The following is a 17,847-nucleotide window of genomic DNA, read 5'->3' as shown; positions in this document are numbered from 1 at the left end:
GGACAGGGAGGCGCAGAGCGTCCCAGCTTGCCATAAACCTTATCCACCATTTCTTCCCCCACCTGACGATAGGTAGTCAACTTACCGCCAATCAGGGAAATTAAATTATTGACTCCGTCCGCACTGTGGTCGTAAAGAATATGATTGCGGGTAATACTGCCTGCCTTTTTACCATCGGTGTAGGGCAGAGGTCGTACCCCGGAATAGGTGAAGCGCACGTCCCCCCTAGTTAACTGGGCCGCCGGCATCACCCGATTAGTTTCCGCAATGAGGTAATCAATCTCGTCATCACTGGCTTTAACCTGATCGAGGGAGCCGTCATAACGGTGGTCGGTGGTGCCAATCAGATATTTACCCAACCAGGGAATGATGAAATAGGGTCGCTTATCCACAAACGCTTCCACATATAAAGCGGAAGCCGGAGCGCCAGGGAAGGGATCCACCACAATATGACTACCCTTGGTGCCGCCAATTTTTCTTTCGTTGACAATGGCAACAGGCTCAGAATCCCGACGGGCTAAACCGCAAATCTCATCTACCCAAGGGCCAGCGGTGTTGATAACGATCGCCTGGGTGCTATTAACAGTAAATTTTTCTCCGCTCAGTTGATCTTGACAATGGATGGCGGTAATCAGATTATTTTCCCCTTTCTCCAAACCGGTCACAGCCACATAATTGAGCATCTCAGCCCCCGAATTTTGGGCCGATAGGGTTACTTCTAAATCCAACCGTTCCGCATACTCCACCTGGCCATCAAAATATTGGGCTCCCCCTTTCAGGCCTTGTTTTTCCGCCGCCCGGAACAACTGCTGGAACTGTTGGGGACGCAACATCCGGTGGGGAGGGAGGGTTTTATCAAAACTGAGAATGTCATAGAGAATCATGCCCGCTTGGATTTCCCAATAGGCTCGGCTCGACCAGTCATACACCGGAATGGTCAACTGCAAGGGATGCACCAAATGGGGGGCGGTGTGGAGTAGGACTTCCCGCTCCCGCAACGATTCCCGCACCAGGTTAAATTCAAAATATTCTAAGTAGCGCAGACCACCGTGAATTAAGCGGGTGGACCAACTACTAGTGCCACTGGCAAAATCATCCTTTTCGATCAGGAGGGTTTTTAGGCCCCGTAGGGCCCCGTCCCGGGCCGTACCAACCCCGTTAATACCTCCCCCAATCACAATTAGGTCATAGGCCGTATTTTGGATTTCTGGGAAATTACGCATGGCTGGGTAATGCTCCAATGAGGAATAAATCGTGCAATTGAATGGAAAAAAGCCCCCTAAACTTTAACTCTGGGGAATTTTTAGGGGGTTGGGACAATGGTTCTTGGGCTACAAGCCGCCGACAACAACCGGCCTTGGCGATCGCCTACATCTGGGGGGGTTCCCCTAGCACCACATCGGCATGGGCTTCCCGCAACAGGTGATTGGCCCATTGTTGAACGTCGTAGCGTTTGATGGCGGTGTACATTCTCCCCATGCGTTTTTTCTGTTCTTCCTTGTCCATGGCCAGGGCCTGGTCAATGGATTCGTCCATACGACTAGAAGCGTAGGGATTAGTCAGCACCGCATCGGGTAGTTCCACAGCGCAACCGGCAAATTCCGACAAGATCAGGACCCCTTCTTCACCGTTTTTAGCTACCACGTACTCCTTCGCCACTAAGTTCAAACCGTCCCGCAGGGGGGTAATCCAGGCAATGTCTGCGGCACAAAACAGGGCAATTAATTCTTCGTAGGCGAGGGGGGAGGTAAAGAGCATTACCGGCGTCCAGGACAGTTTGGCAAAGCGGCCGTTAATTTTCCCTGCCAGCCGTTCAATTTCGTTTTGGGCGTTGCGGTAAATACGCATCCCTTCCGCTGCTTTAGCCACCGGCACCACCAAGCTAATTTCTCCCTGCAGTTCAGGACGACGTTCCAGTAAACGCTCATAGCACATCAGCATTTCCTTCGTGCCCTTGACGTAATCCACCCGACCAGCGGAAACGATTAGTTTTTTGCCATCCAGATCCCGTTTAATTTCGCTGATTTTTTGTTGCACACTTTCCTTGGCCACGATCGCCCGAATATTGGCCGGATTGGTACCAACAGGAAAAGCATCAAGATTGATTAGGCGATCACCATAGCGCAATTGGGTGGTGCATTCCGGTTCCGCCAGGGCAGTGCCGTAGGGGGTAAAAGCTTGGTCTACGGGAACTCGTCTGGTGATTTCCACCGGTTTGAGACTGCGGGCCACTGCCACAAAATTTTCCACATAACGGGGAATGTGAAAACCACAGAGGTCACAGGCCAGCAGACTTTCGACGATCGCCTCCCGCCAGGGCAAAATATTGAAAATATCAACGCTGGGGAAAGGAGTGTGGTGAAAAAAGGCAATCTTGGCGTTGGGTTTGAGCTGACGAATGTAAAGGGGAGCCAGCCAGAGGTTATAGTCGTGGACCCAAAATAGGGCATCGTCATCGGCATCTTCACAGGCCGCCGTGGCAAACATTTCATTAATCCGTTTGAAATTTTCCCAATCGGAAGAGTCGTAGGTGAACTGCCAGGGGAAGGAGTGGAGAATCGGCCAAAAAGCTTCCTTGGAGGTGATGTGATAGAAATTTTTCACCTGGTCCGCCGTGAGGGGCACCCTGCGCACTGTGCAACGATCGCCGAGGCCATCAATGGACATTTTCTCTTGGAAATCTTCCTTCTGTTTTGGGGTCACCTGCTTCCAGGCCACCCAGGTACTCTGTTCCGCATCAGCAAAAAAGCTCTTGAGGGTGGGCAAAATCCCGTTGGGACTCTTCTTTTCCCGATATACCGTTTTGCCATTTTCCCTAACTTCATCGTAGGGCTCACGGTGGTAAAGGATCACAAGGGATGAATTCATAAAATCAGCGGTCTCCAAAAGAAAGAATCAAACAAAGTAACTATTGGGCTGGTCTAGTACGGCTAATGTACCCGACTTCCTGGAACCCAAGTTAATTCCCGCCGGGGCAGTTTAGTACGTTGAATAAAACTTTTCACCGCTAATATCGGTACAGAAAAATTGATTACGTCCTGGGCGAGTCCGCAGACATCGCGTTCCCCCGTGGGGGCAATTACGGCGACGGCCAATAAATCTTTGTTAAAGATTACTTAACCCGTCGGTAAAATGCCGTAACACTAATTACCTTTCCCCCTCGTTCCAGGGGAGAACAGCAGCGGCAAGCCACCAATCTCTGGTTTTTGGAAAGCCGCCCCCGGACTATGGGAAAAGTAGTTACTTGTTAAGTATAGTAACAGAAAAAGCTTTTCTGGCAAGATTTCTGCTTCTGGAGTTGGGAACATCCTCTGGGAATTTCCCCATTGATTGCGGTAAATTCTATTTTTTTTGTTAACCTTAAAACTATTGCCATGGGCAGGGTGAATTGATTTTTTGTTATTGTTTGATCCCGTTTTCTAGTCTTTTTGACTTCCATTCAGCCAGGATGATTTTTTGCAGTTTTTTTATGGAGTTTTGATAACATTGAGCTTTGCCCCCGGCGATCGCCCCAGGAAAAACAATAAACACTGTGAACTAGTTTGCCCAGGGTCTATCCTAGGATTGCCGGGGATTTCACCCCCTTGGATGGGGAATAACGGTGCTGAACATCCCTTCTCCCCCGACAAATTCGGCTTATTTTGGGCTTATTTTTAAGTATGAAAGAATTAAATCGCATCCATCTTGTTGAAGACGAAACAGAAAAACTAATGAAGTGGGCCCGCACCGTCACCGAATCACCGGAGAACTATTTCCAGGCAGCTCGGGAAGTGGCGAAAAAACTTGGGGCCCATTATCGAGAAGATGGTCTGACCCAGGTGGGATTTTGGGTGCCCCGGTTAGCGGGGGAAGGGGCTTTTACCGAGAAATTAATTTACCTGGAGGTGTTTACTCCCCGGGGGGAAATTGATTTCCAAGCCCCGGAACAAACGGCATCATTCCGGTGGGAGCGCATTGAACTGCCCCAGCAGGGGGAATTTGTCTGGGCTGTGCTATCGGGGATGCGACCCGGCAGAAAGGATCAAGCGGGCTCTTTCTACTGGTTACGCTATTACGACTCAATTTTGTCCAAAACATTGGTGATCAGGGACCCCCTGGCCTATTCCCTGCCCTACGGCATTTTTGCCCCGGCGGAACTGTACGACATGGAAAAGATACAGCGGGAACGGGCGGATTTGGATTACCTACGGCGATCGGCAGCCCTGAACCGATGTCAAGAACATCCTGAAAATGTTTTCGACCCGGAGCAACTTAAGGCCCAACGGGCGGCGGTGCTCAACCCGGCCATTCCTGTGGATCAGAATTTGCATCCCGATGAAGATAGTGAAGTGGCCATCTGTCGGGTGGGAGCCATGACTAATATTTTGCAAGTCCACATCAATACCGCTTCCCCGGAAGGCACCTTGGCGGGGCTGACCAAAATTTACCAACGGTTGGGGGAAAAAATACTCCGGGAAGAACCCCTCAATGATGCCGAATATAACTATTTGGGTTACGACGCTATTCAACTGTTACCCATCGAACCCACCATTGAATATCGCCTGGAGGATTTCAACCAAGACCACGAATTTTTTGCGATCGCCGGGGAGGAGATTGAGGAAATTGAGGTGCAAGAAGGGGCGGAGATAGAAGTGGTGGTGGAAGAAAAAATTAAAGTCACCCTGCGTAAACCCAATACCCAAAATTGGGGCTACGATGTGCCGATCCTCGGTTCTGGAGCCACTAATCCAGCGGTGTTGGGCACTTTACGCCCGGATGAATTGGTGGATTTCATTGCCACGTTACACAATTTTCCCGGTGGTCCCATCCAGGTAATTTACGATTTGGTCTATGGCCATGCCGATAACCAGGCGTTGGAATTACTCAATCGGCAATACTTCAAAGGGCCTAACATGTATGGCCAGGATTTAAACCACCAGTTGCCCATGGTGCGGGCCATTTTGCTGGAAATGCAACGGCGCAAAATTAACACCGGGGCCGACGGTATTCGGGTGGACGGGGGCCAGGATTTTCGCTTTTTCAATCCCCTCACCGGGCGAGTGGAACAGGACGATGCCTATTTGTTGGCTATGAGTGACGTGGTGCAGGAAATTCAAGGCTGTAAACGTTTGCTGTTTACCATTTTTGAAGATGGTCGCCCCTGGCCCGAGGAAGGTTGGGAGGAAAAATCTACCTACCGAGAGTTAATCGAATTGCGGCCGGAATCCTACCAATGGGGACCACTGATTTTTGCCCATAACACTCCTTCCCTCAAGGGTTTTTGGCAGCGGAAATGGGAACGGGTTTGTGAAGTAATGTACAAAGGCGATCGATGGATCACCGGCTGTGGCAACCACGACACCGTGCGCCGGGGCAACCAGATTGACCACCACCAAGCGGAAATTAACTGGAATTTGGGCAAAACCTTGCCGGAAGTATTGCACAATGCCTACGACAATCCCGCGACGTTGCTGTGGGTATATGGTTTTTGTCCGGGGCTACCGATGGACTTTTTGAATGCGATGATGCATAGTCCCTGGGGCTTTTTCCGCAACACCGATGAACGTTACGGCGTCAAAGTAGCCTTTGAAGAGGCGGGATTTTTGGACTGGCAAATTTCCCCGGAGTTATACCAACATCCCCAGTTATTTCCCCAACTGAAGGCTTTGGGCTTTGGCAATTTGGAACTGTTGCAACGCTTCATGAAGGCGGTGGCCGATGCCATGATTAAAAAAGATTTTCACCTGGAAGCGGTGGCCAAAGCCTGTCGCCATTGCTTGGGCTATGACCCGGAGGAAGATGGGGAAGCGGCGGCCTGTGATTTGGAACTACTCAGTCAGTTTAGGCATGCCGAGCAACCGGAATTTGTCACCCGTTTGGATGTGCCCAAGTTGAAAAAATTTGCCCGGGCGTTTATGGAGGATGGCCACGAAGCCTGTCGAGTTTCCTATTACCTGGACCAGGTGGACCCAGAAAGAAGTCGTTTTAATCTGACATTACGCAATTATCGACGACAGAATCCTTGGTTACATCACAATCTCCAGGACGGCGATCGATTTAACCGCGTCCATGACAATGGCCACACTCTTTTTTATGGCCTCAGGACTAACCCGGCCACAGCCCACAGTGATGAGCCTGACCGGGTGGTGATGGTAACCCATATGGAGGGAGAGCCGGCGATTGTTACCTTGGGGGATTGGTTGCAACTGGATTTGCAGGAATGGGAAGTGGCGATCGCCACCCCGGGGGTGAATGTGGATTCCACCGCGGATTCATTGCGGGCGTTTGAGTTGCGAGACGGCCAGGGTTTGATTTTACGTAACAGTCGTTTCAAGGGGGAATCCTAGGACCCATCGAGGCAGAGATTTGATGATTAAATTTTCGGAGGTTACTGTCTATGACAGCCAAGCAAAATCAGTATGTAATGGCCCTGGATTTGGGCACCACGGGTAATCGAGCCATTCTGTTTGATTACGAGGGCAACATTGCGGCCCAAGCTTACAAGGAATTAACCCAGTCCTATCCCAAGGCCGGTTGGGTGGAACATGATGCCCTGGAAATCTGGCGGGATACTAAAACTGCCATGCAGGAGGTGGTGCAAAAAACCGCTATCCAACCGCAACAAATTGTGGCGATCGGCCTCACAGTGCAACGGGAAACCTGTTTGCTCTGGGATAAAACCACCGGGCAACCCCTCCACCCGGCGATCGTTTGGCAGGACCGGCGCACCGCCCATTTTTGCCGGGCCTTGGAAGCCAAGGGGTATGTGGAGGAAATTTATGACCGCACCGGCCTCGTGTTGGATGCCTATTTTTCCGCCACCAAGCTCCATTGGTTATTGGATTGGGTCAAACATAACCGAGATATTGATCCGGCTAACCTGTTGGCGGGCACTATTGATAGTTGGGCCCTCTGGAACCTAACTGGGGGTAAAGTCCACCGCACGGACCACAGTAACGCCAGCCGCACCATGGTGCTCAATTTGGATAGCCTTACCTGGGATGAAAAACTGTTGGATCTGTTCGCCATTCCCGGTCAGATTATGCCAGAAGTGCAACCCAGCTTGGGTCATTTCGGGGTGACGGATCCGGCCATTTTGGGAGTAGAAATTCCCATCACTGCCATTTTTGGTGACCAACAGGCGGCCCTCTATGCCCACGGTTGCGATCGCCCGGGTTTACTGAAATGTACCTACGGCACGGGGGCTTTTTTGGTGGCTAATACGGGGGCAAAAGTTACCCGTTCCCAGCATCGCCTACTGTCCACCGTAGCCTGGACCCAAACTAACTCCGACCAGAGCTTAAAAACTGACTATGCCCTAGAGGGGAGTATGTTCACTGCTGGCTCCTGTGTGCAATGGTTACGGGATAAATTAGGTTTAATTGACTCGGCGGCGGCCAGTGAAACCCTGGCCCGCAGTGTGGACAGTAATGGCGGTGTTTATTTTGTGCCGGCCCTGAGTGGTTTGGGAGCCCCCCATTGGGACATGAATGCCTGTGGCGCTTTTTTAGGCCTCACCGGCGGCGTCACCAAGGCCCATCTGGTGCGGTCCGTGCTGGAGGCGATCGCCTTCCAAGCTAGGGAGGTGGTGGAGGCCATCAACCAAGATAGCCCTGCGGCCATTCAACAACTCAAAGTGGACGGGGGAGCCTGTAACAATGACTTTTTGATGCAATGCCAAGCGGACGTTTTGGGCATTCCAGTGGAGCGTCCAATGGTGTTGGATGCCACTGCCCAGGGAGCCGCCTTTGGGGCTGGGTTAACGGTGGGTTTTTGGCAGGATTACCGCGCCCTAGTGGAAAACCGGGCCATTGACCGGGTATTTGAGCCGGGAGAAGGAGCCGCCAATGCCCAGGCTAATTTTGCCGTTTGGCAGGAGGCCGTTGGTCGGGCAAAAAATTGGGCCGAGTCGGTGGCGGAGTAGGTTTTTCTGGCTCCCTAACTGCGGCAAGATAGGCTTAATTCATTGTCCATTTCTGCCCATGCCCATTCAGGAAGGTGTACCCATTGCCCAGTGACATTGCCTCTATCACCAGCACCCAAAACCCCCTGGTCAAACAATTGCGGCAACTGCACCAAACCAAGGGACGCAAACAACAGGGCCAGCTTCTTTTGGAAGGTACCCATTTGTTGGAGGTGGCCTTAGCCGAGGAAAAACAGTTTAATCATGGCTGCTTCACCGCAGTGTGGCAGAGCAAAAATCCTACCCTAGCCGATCGCCTAGTGGCCCAGTCCGCCTACAGTTATTTGGTCAGTGGGGAAGTTTTAGCCAAAATGGCCAGCACCGTTAACCCCGACGGCGTGGTAGCAACCTTGGCCATGGATCAGTTTTGGCGATCGCCTCCCATCAGGCCTCAATTGGGCTTGGTGCTGGAACGGTTACAGGATCCGGGTAACCTGGGCACTATTCTCAGAACCGCCGCCGCCACCGGAGTAGAAGGCATTTGGTTAACCGACGACTGCGTTGATCCCACTAGTCCCAAAGTGTTGCGCTCATCCGCCGGCAGTAGTTTGCTTTTGCCCCAACAACAACAGGAATCCCTACTGCCAGTGTTGGAAAAATTCCAAGCCCAGGGACTGCAACTGATTGCCACCGTACCCCAGGGGCAACAAACCCTCTGGGAAATTGATTTTCAGCGTCCCACCATAGTAATTTTTGGCAGTGAAGGCCAAGGGCTTAGCGCTCCAGTGCTTGAATTAACTACTCAGCAAGTGGCCATTCCCCAGGCCCCGGCAGTGGAATCCCTCAACGTGGCGATCGCCGTTGGGGTAATGCTATACGAAGCCCGCCGTCAACAATGGTCGGCGTCAACACCAAATTAAGTTCGGTTCTTTGCCCTCCGGTTCTTTCCCGAAATTGTTAGAGTATGGTTATCCCATCGGGATCAATCCCAAATCAAGTTCCATTACTAGAAGAGGAGATCCGTCGTGACCAATGAACCCCAACGTCCCCAACCGCTGTTTGCCGGCAATGAAACGGCAGGCAAAGATAGTTTGTGGACATACGTTCAAGAGTTGAGCCCCGAAACCATTGCCCAACTATCCCGACCCGATTCCCAAGAAGTGTTTCAGGTGATGGAACGGAATATTATTGGTCTATTGGGCAATCTGCCCCCGGATCATTTTGGGGTGACCATCAGCACCAGCCGGGAGAATCTGGGCCGTCTTTTAGCTTCTGCCATGATGAGTGGTTATTTTCTCCGTAATGCTGAGCAACGCTTGGGCTTTGAACAAGCTTTTAAAAGCACCGGCAACAACGGTGAAAATGCATAATATTGATGCTGAGTTTTATCGGGTCGGATCTGTCCGACTCAGAGCCTCCACAGGTAACCCAAAATTTACCTTTAAATCAATCCACTAAAGCCCTTGCAGTACTGGGAAGATTTTCTTCTAGTTTCCTTGCCAAGTTTTAAGGGCAGAAGGTACAACAATCTCCACATCCTTCGCGGAAACTACTTTTCTCCGGCTAGGCTTCCTTCTTAATAAACTAAGGGCCAACCATGGTCAAGTTCCCAACCTAATTTCTGGCCGGCTAGGGACAGTGAAGAGGGGTTTATACACTCACTAATTAAATGAGCCTCGCCGCGGCAGCCTTGGCCTGGGTAGCAGCACCAGGGTGACGACGCATCATCGCTACTACGATCGCCCCTTCCATTAATAGTAAAAGTTGCTCCGCCACCGCCTCCGGATGGGGAATTTCGGCTTCATAGACCAGTTGCAGAATATATTCGTAAATTGCTTGCTGGTGCTTGAGCGCGACCTGATAGCCAGGATGTCCAGGCTCCACCAGCTCCACCGATGAATTAATAAAAGCACAGCCACGAAAATCAGGTTGAGAAAACCATTCTTCCAGGGCATCAAACATGGCCAAAAGGCGATCATTAGGTGTGGTTGCCCGTTTTTCCACCGTTTTCTGAAACCATCGCCGCCAGCTAGTATCACGCTCCTCTAACCAAGCAGCAATCAAGCTGTCTTTGGACTTAAAGTGGTTATACAGCGACATTTTCGCTACGCCCGACTCGGCGATGATGCGATCAACACCAACTTTCTGCACTCCCTCTTGATAAAACAACGTGGATGCCGCTTGCATGATGCGGTTACGTGCAGATGGCTTGGAAGATAATTTGGTATTGGACATGTCAGAAATATATTCATACAGAACTGTCTACATAATAATGTTTTTACCTCGGATTTGCATGCAATTAAGCTGTTGCCAGCGTGGCCAATTTTCATCAAGCCCTTGCTATAGGTTGACATCGATGCATGGGAAGAACACCTCCAGCCAACTTGACTAGCTCATTCTGACTCCGAAAATTACCCGCCGCTTCTGAACTAAAAGCACTGTCATCCTTAACCCATGAAATGATGACATTAGTCGGTTGACAATATACAGACCTGTCTGTAGTCTAAATATAGACAGACCTTTCTACATTGCTTCGAGGAAGTCTCCTATGACCAAGCTCACAACATCCGCAAATCCTGCCGTTGACACCGTTGAAAACAGGCCACCACTGCCGCCCTTCACCCTGGAAACGGCAAAAGCAAAAGTACAAGCCGCGGAAGATGCCTGGAATAGCCGCAATCCTGACAAAGTGTCCCTGGCTTACACCGTTGATTCAGAATGGCGCAATCGCTCGGAATTTATTAAAGGTCGTAACCAGATTCGCGAGTTTCTGACTCGCAAATGGAATGCCGAGTTGGACTATCGCCTCAAGAAAACCCTATGGAGCTTCACCGAAAACCGTATCTCCGTCAAGTTTGAGTACGAGTACCACACCGACTCGGGCCAGTGGTATCGGGCCTATGGCAACGAAAATTGGGAATTTGCCCCCAACGGTCAAATGCAGCGCCGCGAAGCCAGCATCAACGACGTGCCCATCCAAGAGTCTGATCGCAAATTTCGCTGGGAAAGGTAAACCATCCCATAGTTCTAAATCCAAGTCGAGAGGACTGCCATGTTAACTAATTTCAAAATGGACAAATTCCTCCCCTGCGATGGTCTGCATACTCTGCCGCTCCAGATGGGTGCAGAACGAGAGAGCCTCCCCATGGAATGCCGTCTCGACCTTCCTCAGATCTCACGCCCATCCTGGAACTGTCGGCCTGACCAATTATCCCCAAAACCCGCCAAATTGAACATTCCGCATCGACTAACTTGCCTCGATTACTAACTCCCATTGATTAATGATTACTTGACCTTAAGGAAATTGATCCATGATTGACCTGTATACCTACACCACTCCCAATGGCCGCAAGCCTGCCATTCTGCTCGAAGAACTTGCACTACCCTACACCATTCACAAAATTGACATTGGCAAAGGTGACCAGTTCACCTCCGAATTTAAGGCCATCAATCCCAATAGTAAGATTCCTGCCATTGGCGATCGTGACAACAATCTCACCGTTTTTGAATCCGGTGCCATCCTGATTTATCTGGCTGAAAAGGCCGGAAAGCTTCTACCCACTGACGCAGAAAATCGGGTCAAGGTAATGGAGTGGTTGATGTTCCAGATGGCGAGTGTGGGACCCATGTTTGGTCAGCTCGGCCACTTTCGCAATGGGGCTCCCAAGGAGATTACCTATGCAGTTAAACGTTATCAACGAGAGACTCTGCGACTGCTCGATGTGCTCGATCGCCAGCTTGAGAATCATCCCTACATTGCAGGGGGTTACTCCATTGCTGACGTTGCCACATTTCCCTGGGTGGCTGCGGCCCAGACCTCTTACCTGGGCATTTCCATGGGAGCGTTTCCTCATATTGACCGCTGGGTTGAGACAATGCAGCAACGTCCTGCGGTACAAATCGGTATGAATATTCTTCAACCCGGATTCAAGAGTAGCTTCGGCACGCTGGCCGTTCCCGACTCGACATTGCAACTGATTGCAGTGTAACTATCTGCAGGATTTGGCACTCTCTAGCAATTGGTAGTACAAATTCAGATTTCCCAGACGAACTAACCCTAATTATCCAGCTAAACACTTTAGGAGTTTTCCACCATGACCCTACCCAATCCCGGCATGACCATTGATGCCGAAAGAACCGCGATTGTTATCATCGACCCCCAAAACGACTTCCTCAGCCCTAGCGGCGTGGCCTGGGGTGTCGTGGGCGAAAGCGTCACTGAAAACAATACTGCCGCCAATATCGAAGCTTTGATGAAAGCCGGTAAAGCCTACGATCTGCCCCTGTTTATCTCACCGCACTACTATTTTCCTGCGGATCATCGCTGGAAGTTTGAAGGCGCTCTCGAAAATCTCATGCACAGTATTGGCATGTTTGATCGTCCTGGTCCGTTGCAACTAGAGGGGCTGGAGGGCTCCGGTGCGGACTGGCTAGACATTTACAAGCCCTATATCGAAGACGGCAAAACGGTGATTTGCAGTCCTCACAAGGTCTATGGTCCCGAAAATAACGACTTGATTCTGCAACTGCGTAAGCAGCGGATCGACAAAGTCATTCTCGGCGGCATGTCGTCCAACCTCTGTGTGGAATCACACCTGCGAGAGCTACTGGAGCAAGGCTTTGAAGTCGCCGTGGTAAAGGACGCCACCGCTGGCGCGAAGGTCCCCGAGGGTGACGGGTATGCCTCGGCGCTGGTGAACTATCGGATGTTGGCCAACACAGTCTGGTCTACTCAAGAGGCGCTACAGGTTCTAGAACAAAGCCTGCCTAGCTTGCAGCCTGCGTGAAGAACTGCCAGTCATAGGGGGTGAGTACCATAACGTGCCCCTCCGCATTGCTAGAAATCTGGTTTCTTTATCAGTTTATGACCAAGAGTCTACGACCGAGTTTTGGCTCTCCTCAGAAGAAAAACCGGATTTCTGTAATCAGCTTAGCCACTATTTGAGGACACCCATCATGACAACGATTTTGCAAATTGATGCCAGTGCTCGCGTCACCCGTTCTCTGAGTCGCGGACTGACCACCGCGTTTGCCGAACACTGGCAAAAGGTCCGTCCCGACGACACCTGGATCACACGAGATGTGGGGCTTAATCCCCCCTCCGCCATTAGTGAGAACTGGATTGCCGCCGCGTTTAAACCCGTCGATCAGCGCACCCTCGAACAGGTCACCGCCCTACGAGAATCCGACGAACTACTGGCAGAGTTAGAGTCTGCCGATGTTATCGTCATCGGTACCCCGATGTACAACTACGGCATGCCGTCGGCGCTCAAAGCCTGGATTGATCAGGTGATTCGCATCGGACGTACCTTTTCTTTCGATCTAGCACGGGGAGAGCAACCGATTGAGCCTATTCAAACTGGCAAAATTCTGGTCATCTTGACTGCCTCTGGCGAGGGGGGCTTTGAATTTGGCGGCGTACACGCGGCACAGAATCACCTGGATACGGCCATCATCACCGCTTCCCGCTTACTGGGGGTGAGCGAACACCACGTCATTCGCATTGAATATCAGGAGTTTGGCGACGATCGCCACCAGCAGTCCAAAGCGGCAGCCTATGCGGCCATTCCTCAACTGGTGGAACAGCTCAGCCAAAAGGTAAGCACCTCTGCGGTCGTCGTGTAACCCTCCCATCGGCCTGTCTATTCAGGCTACCCACCAAGGACTTGACCCAACATCCATCTTGCTTCGACTGACCTTTTATTCCTACGAGGAATTTAATCATGGCACTTACCCAAGGCACCCATCACATCGGTCTAACTGTTCCCGACATCAACGCCACCCGCGATTTCTTCGTGAATGTATTGGAATTTCAGCCAGTCGGTGAAGTACCCAATTATCCCGCTTACTTTGTCTCTGACGGCACCAGCTTATTGACGCTCTGGCAGGCAGTAGAACCGGATCATGCCATTCCCTTTAATCGAAAAACTAATATCGGCCTGCATCACTTTGCCTTCAAAGTAGACGGCGTCGAAACTCTCAAAGCCATTTACGAAAAGCTCAAAACTGTCCCAGGCGTAGAGATTGAATTCGCGCCGGAACTGTTGGGAGATGGCCCCACTCAGCACATGATGTTCGCCATTCCCGGTGGCATTCGCATGGAGTTGACTGCTCCCGCCCGCTGACCTAATGCTGAGAGTACCTACGTTGGAATAGACGGACCTACGCACCATTGGGAAGTCTATCCAGCGTGACATTTTATATTTGGATATATTGCAGATTTCAATATTGCTTCTTACTGACAAACATCACTTTCAAAATTTGGGGAACCGACATCATGGCCATTCCTGGTTGGCAAAGGGCAGATTCTCCCTTTCATAGTGGGGAAAGGGCAATTCAAAAACGGTTGGGTGCCTTAGACCAAATGGATAATTTCGGCCGACGGATTATTCGCGAATTTTTGCCCGACCAGCATCGCCAATTCTACTCCCAACTTTCCTACTTTCTGGTCGGTACAGTGGATACTGGGGGGAATCCGTGGGCATCCATCCTGGTGGGTGAACCTGGCTTTATCTCAACGCCAAATGACCGCACTCTTCACATCGCCGCTCAGCCTCTCTATGGCGATCCGCTTACTAAGACGCTGAAAGTTGGTATTGATATTGGCTTTCTCGGGATTGAATTGCATACTCGTCGCCGCAACCGCGTTAATGGCATGGTCAGCAATATTGGGCCCGATGGCTTTGAGGTGCAAGTCAGCCAAACCTTTGGCAACTGTCCCAAATATATCCAGGCGCGACAGTTCAATTTAGTTACATTTGACCCGGCTGCGGCCAAGCCCCTGCATACCTTCACCACCTTGGGAGAAGCTGAACGTCAGGGGATTTTGGCTGCCGATACCTTCTTTATCGCCACCGCTTATCTGGACGATGCTGCCGGAGTCGCCAAAGGTGTCGATGTCTCTCACCGGGGCGGCAAACCAGGCTTTGTGCGCATCGACGGTGATACCCTCACTGTGCCCGACTTTGCTGGCAACTGCCACTTCAACACCTTTGGCAACATTGAGGTTAACCCTAGGGCTGGCCTACTGTTTATTGACTTTGAGCGTGGCAATTTGCTTTATCTCACAGGCAGAGCTGAGGTGATTTGGGACGGGGACCCGGAAATTGAAGCCTATGCAGGCGCTGAGCGGCTGTTCAAATTTCATCTTACCCAGGGCATCCAGGTAGATAGTGGCTTGCCCTTAGCTTGGTCTCAGCCGGAGTATTCTCGTTTTTTAGAGCACACAGGTTCTTGGTAAACCATTTGTCCAAACCTATGGCGGATTGCCCAATTAAAGTTGCAACCTTAGCCAAAAGTCGGTTCCGCCACAGTTTGCCTGGCTCCCTGGAGTAAGGCTTGGTAACTGGGCAAGGAATGGAGGTCAACAAAAGCCGATTCCGCTTCAATCAAGCTTAGGTAGGTAGCGGGGTACCATTGCAAAACTTTTCCCAGGGCGTAAACTGCATCTTCGTAATTTTTTTGCAGTACTTGGCAAAGGGCAATTTCATACCAGCTATAGTCATCATCCACTTCCACATCCAAAGCCCGATGATAACAGGCGATCGCCTTTGTATAGCGGTAGAGTTTTTGCCACAGTTCCCCTTGTCGAAACCAGGCCCAGTAGTCATTGGGACGAATTTCTACCGATTTTTTATAGCATTGCAAAGCTTCAGCATAATGACCCCAACGGCGAAAACAGTCTGCCAGCCGGTACCAAGACCAAAAATCGTCCTGGCGAATGGTTAATGTCTGCCGAAAATTGGCGATCGCCGCTTCGTATTGGCCGGAGAGTCGGTAGGATTCCCCGAGGCGATAGGTGGCCCAATAATCTTTGGGCAAATGGGCTAAAGCCCTTTGGAAGCAAGGAATAGCCTGGGTAAAGTCATCAATTTCGTTGAGGTACACACAACCCTGGTCGTACCAAGCCCAGTAGTTTTCCGGTTGGATTTGGCAAGCGTTGCCATAGCTTTCCGCTGCATCCCCGTAGCGGCCCAGATGTTCTAGGGTAATGCCCCGTTTATACCAAGCCCAATAATCCCCGGGATAATATTCCAAGGCCCGCTCGTAGCTGAGGAGGGCATCGTTGTATTTGCCCTGTTGCCAGAGGGTATTTCCCTGTTGGTACCAGCCTTTGTAACTGTCGGGGCGGCACTCCAGGGGGTTAAAAATAGTAGTGCGAGATGAGTGGGAAGGCATGGGAACACGACCAAGGGAAATGGCAACCGTACACCAGTGGTAAAAAACGTCGGGCCGGCGGCCAACTGAAGAGACTTACCGCCATGTTTAATTCACATACCAGAATTGTACAAACTTCCGGGGCGATCGCCGGATTTATCTGCTGCCCTTGTCAGGATTAGATCACATTACTTAACCAACCAGCCAGATACTTCTCCCATAGTGAAATCAACGGCCTGGGCAAAGCTTGGCATCAGTAATTTTAATTCCATTTCGTCGGAAATTTCTGGCGATCGATCGGGTTGATAGACAAAGATAGATTGTTCTGTTACAACCTATTCTAACCTCTTTACCAAGTGCTCAAACATTTATCAAAATTTCCCCTCATTGTATTTTTTTGTAAAGATCAATAATTATCTCTATCACCTCGGCAATAGTGAGGTTATCGGTGACAATTTCCACCGCATCCACCGCCTTTTGCAAAGGGGCGATCGCCCTAGTGCTGTCGAGGTGATCCCGCTGGGCAATGTCTGCTTCCAATTGGGCTAGATCCACGGCTTGATTACCCTGGGCTTGGAAGTCTTTGAGGCGACGGCGGGCCCGTTCTTGCACTGAAGCGGTGAGGAAAATTTTCAATTCCGCATTGGGAAAAACCTGGGTGCCAATGTCTCGACCTTCCGCCACAATACCTCCTTGGTCGCCATATTGTCTTTGTAGTTTTAGCAACTTAGCTCGAACGGCCCCTTGGGCGGCAATTGTGGAGACTAACTGGGTCACCGCTGGGGTGCGAATGGCATCACTGACATCTTGCCCATTAACTTTAACGCCAGTCAATTGGGGCGCAAGGCGGGGTATTAGTTCAATCTCCGCACCACTGGTCAGTTCCGCCACCGTTGGTTCATCTTCGGGATCAATCTGTCGGTCTAAAATCAGCCAAGCCAAAGCTCGATACATGGCTCCGGTATCCAAATAGGTCAGACCCAAACGATCGGCCACCTGCCTAGTAACAGTGGATTTCCCGGCTCCGGCGGGGCCATCAATGGCAATAATGGGCAGTCGATGATTCAGCACAAGGTTATCAATTAAGCGGGTACTACCCACATAGGCGGCGATCGCCATTAAAACAGGAATTTGGTCAGGGATTGTTTCCGCAATGGGTTGGAGGGTATCTCTCTGGACTAATTCTAGATATTGGAGTTTTACTGCGGGTTCCGTCGCTAAAATCCCCTGGGCAATGGTCAATAGAGAAGATACTTGGCGATCGCCTTGGTGATATTGTTCTTGGGCGGCTTGCAAACTGCGGTACAGCACTGCGGCCTGTTGTTTTTCCTGATCGCTCAAATATTGATTGCGGGAACTCATGGCCAAACCCGATGCCTCCCGTACTGTGGCACAACTGCGGATAGTCACAGTTAAGTTTAAGTCTTGCACTAGCCTACGAACGATGGCCAATTGTTGGGCATCCTTGGCACCGAAATAGGCCACATCGGGACAAACAATGGTGAACAGTTTGGTGACAATGGTGGCTACCCCCTGGAAATGGCCAGGACGATGGGCACCACATAAAACCTCAGTCATGGCTGGGGGAGGCAGTACGGTGGTCTGATCAACATTGGAATTAAGCTCCAAATCCGTCACCGTCGGGGCAAAAATGACCGCCACTCCCAAAGATTCCGCCCATTGGCGATCGCCGTCAAAGTCCCGGGGATATTGTTCCCAATCTTCGCCTGGGCCAAATTGGAGGGGATTAATAAAAATGGACAACACGACCAAATCCATTTCCGCCACCGCCCGTTTCAGTAAACTGC

15 protein-coding genes and 1 pseudogene are annotated in these 17,847 nt (G+C 50.9%); 10 read left to right on the top strand and 6 right to left on the bottom strand.

Going from position 1 to position 17,847, the window contains the following annotated elements:
• The 3 genes and pseudogenes from IQ219_RS05720 to ggpR all read right to left on the bottom strand — a co-directional run.
• Window positions 1–1,223 (bottom strand): glycerol-3-phosphate dehydrogenase/oxidase (locus tag IQ219_RS05720; protein ID WP_194072001.1); only part of this gene is annotated, 1,223 nt, incomplete at its 3' end.
• Between the two features lie 145 nt (window positions 1,224–1,368).
• Window positions 1,369–2,868, bottom strand: a complete 1,500-nt coding sequence (ggpS, locus tag IQ219_RS05715) for a glucosylglycerol-phosphate synthase (RefSeq protein ID WP_194020323.1) — start codon at window positions 2,866–2,868, stop codon at window positions 1,369–1,371.
• Between the two features lie 275 nt (window positions 2,869–3,143).
• Window positions 3,144–3,413: pseudogene (gene ggpR / locus IQ219_RS20435) on the bottom strand (glucosylglycerol biosynthesis transcriptional repressor GgpR); the annotation flags it as partial.
• Between the two features lie 246 nt (window positions 3,414–3,659).
• Between ggpR and gghA the strand changes: the two are divergent.
• The 4 genes from gghA (at window position 3,660) to IQ219_RS05695 (ending at window position 9,252) form a co-directional block, all read left to right on the top strand.
• A complete protein-coding gene (gene gghA, locus IQ219_RS05710; protein WP_194072000.1) occupies window positions 3,660–6,326 on the top strand; it encodes a glucosylglycerol hydrolase in 2,667 nt (888 codons plus the stop codon).
• 50 nt (window positions 6,327–6,376) lie between these two features.
• Window positions 6,377–7,903: a glycerol kinase GlpK gene (gene glpK / locus IQ219_RS05705; protein WP_194071999.1), complete on the top strand. Its 1,527-nt coding sequence runs from the start codon at window positions 6,377–6,379 to the stop codon at window positions 7,901–7,903.
• A gap of 74 nt (window positions 7,904–7,977) precedes the next feature.
• A complete protein-coding gene (locus tag IQ219_RS05700) occupies window positions 7,978–8,802 on the top strand; it encodes an RNA methyltransferase (RefSeq protein ID WP_194071998.1) in 825 nt (274 codons plus the stop codon).
• A 105-nt stretch (window positions 8,803–8,907) separates the two neighbouring features.
• Window positions 8,908–9,252 carry a DUF760 domain-containing protein gene (locus IQ219_RS05695; RefSeq protein ID WP_194071997.1) on the top strand — a complete coding sequence of 115 codons (345 nt, stop codon included), beginning with the start codon at window positions 8,908–8,910 and terminating at the stop codon, window positions 9,250–9,252.
• A gap of 295 nt (window positions 9,253–9,547) precedes the next feature.
• Here the strand turns inward: IQ219_RS05695 and IQ219_RS05690 are convergent, their stop codons facing one another.
• Window positions 9,548–10,069 carry a TetR/AcrR family transcriptional regulator gene (locus IQ219_RS05690; protein ID WP_228016735.1) on the bottom strand — a complete coding sequence of 174 codons (522 nt, stop codon included), beginning with the start codon at window positions 10,067–10,069 and terminating at the stop codon, window positions 9,548–9,550.
• A 361-nt stretch (window positions 10,070–10,430) separates the two neighbouring features.
• On the opposite strand from IQ219_RS05690, the gene IQ219_RS05685 reads away from it, so the two are divergent.
• The 6 genes from IQ219_RS05685 to IQ219_RS05660 all read left to right on the top strand — a co-directional run bounded on the left by IQ219_RS05685 (window position 10,431) and on the right by IQ219_RS05660 (window position 15,122).
• A complete protein-coding gene (locus IQ219_RS05685) occupies window positions 10,431–10,895 on the top strand; it encodes a nuclear transport factor 2 family protein (protein WP_194071995.1) in 465 nt (154 codons plus the stop codon).
• A 298-nt stretch (window positions 10,896–11,193) separates the two neighbouring features.
• The gene (locus IQ219_RS05680; RefSeq protein ID WP_194020329.1) at window positions 11,194–11,871 is read left to right on the top strand and encodes a glutathione S-transferase N-terminal domain-containing protein; all 678 of its coding nucleotides are present in this window, start codon (window positions 11,194–11,196) and stop codon (window positions 11,869–11,871) included.
• 105 nt (window positions 11,872–11,976) lie between these two features.
• A complete protein-coding gene (locus IQ219_RS05675) occupies window positions 11,977–12,669 on the top strand; it encodes a cysteine hydrolase family protein (RefSeq protein WP_194071994.1) in 693 nt (230 codons plus the stop codon).
• Between the two features lie 169 nt (window positions 12,670–12,838).
• Window positions 12,839–13,507, top strand: a complete 669-nt coding sequence (locus tag IQ219_RS05670; RefSeq protein WP_194071993.1) for an FMN-dependent NADH-azoreductase — start codon at window positions 12,839–12,841, stop codon at window positions 13,505–13,507.
• Window positions 13,508–13,605: 98 nt separating this feature from the next.
• Window positions 13,606–14,007 carry a VOC family protein gene (locus IQ219_RS05665; protein ID WP_194020332.1) on the top strand — a complete coding sequence of 134 codons (402 nt, stop codon included), beginning with the start codon at window positions 13,606–13,608 and terminating at the stop codon, window positions 14,005–14,007.
• Window positions 14,008–14,159: 152 nt separating this feature from the next.
• On the top strand, window positions 14,160–15,122 hold the full coding sequence (locus IQ219_RS05660) for a pyridoxamine 5'-phosphate oxidase family protein (protein WP_194071992.1): 963 nt from the start codon (window positions 14,160–14,162) through the stop codon (window positions 15,120–15,122).
• Window positions 15,123–15,169: 47 nt separating this feature from the next.
• Here IQ219_RS05660 and IQ219_RS05655 read toward each other — a convergent pair whose 3' ends face one another.
• Entirely contained in the window at window positions 15,170–16,060 is an 891-nt protein-coding gene (locus IQ219_RS05655; RefSeq protein WP_194071991.1) for a tetratricopeptide repeat protein, read from the bottom strand.
• A gap of 363 nt (window positions 16,061–16,423) precedes the next feature.
• On the bottom strand, window positions 16,424–17,847 hold a 1,424-nt coding region (locus tag IQ219_RS05650), incomplete at its 5' end, for a bifunctional pantoate--beta-alanine ligase/(d)CMP kinase (protein WP_194071990.1).

This window comes from Synechocystis sp. LEGE 06083 (assembly GCF_015207725.1).
GTDB classification, from domain to species: domain Bacteria; phylum Cyanobacteriota; class Cyanobacteriia; order Cyanobacteriales; family Microcystaceae; genus Synechocystis; species Synechocystis salina.
Note: the sequence above shows the minus strand (reverse complement) of the source record. Positions and strands in the feature narration are given on the sequence as shown.

Bases quoted from the DNA above. Each gene is read 5' to 3' on its own strand.
- IQ219_RS05660 (WP_194071992.1), top strand. From the start codon at position 14,160: ATGGCCATTCCTGGTTGGCAAAGGGCAGATTCTCCCTTTCATAGTGGG.
- IQ219_RS05655 (WP_194071991.1), bottom strand. From the start codon at position 16,060: ATGCCTTCCCACTCATCTCGCACTACTATTTTTAACCCCCTGGAGTGC.
- IQ219_RS05685 (WP_194071995.1), top strand. From the start codon at position 10,431: ATGACCAAGCTCACAACATCCGCAAATCCTGCCGTTGACACCGTTGAA.
- glpK (WP_194071999.1), top strand. From the start codon at position 6,377: ATGACAGCCAAGCAAAATCAGTATGTAATGGCCCTGGATTTGGGCACC.
- ggpS (WP_194020323.1), bottom strand. From the start codon at position 2,868: ATGAATTCATCCCTTGTGATCCTTTACCACCGTGAGCCCTACGATGAA.
- IQ219_RS05690 (WP_228016735.1), bottom strand. From the start codon at position 10,069: ATGCAAGCGGCATCCACGTTGTTTTATCAAGAGGGAGTGCAGAAAGTT.
- IQ219_RS05680 (WP_194020329.1), top strand. From the start codon at position 11,194: ATGATTGACCTGTATACCTACACCACTCCCAATGGCCGCAAGCCTGCC.
- IQ219_RS05675 (WP_194071994.1), top strand. From the start codon at position 11,977: ATGACCCTACCCAATCCCGGCATGACCATTGATGCCGAAAGAACCGCG.
- IQ219_RS05670 (WP_194071993.1), top strand. From the start codon at position 12,839: ATGACAACGATTTTGCAAATTGATGCCAGTGCTCGCGTCACCCGTTCT.
- gghA (WP_194072000.1), top strand. From the start codon at position 3,660: ATGAAAGAATTAAATCGCATCCATCTTGTTGAAGACGAAACAGAAAAA.
- IQ219_RS05665 (WP_194020332.1), top strand. From the start codon at position 13,606: ATGGCACTTACCCAAGGCACCCATCACATCGGTCTAACTGTTCCCGAC.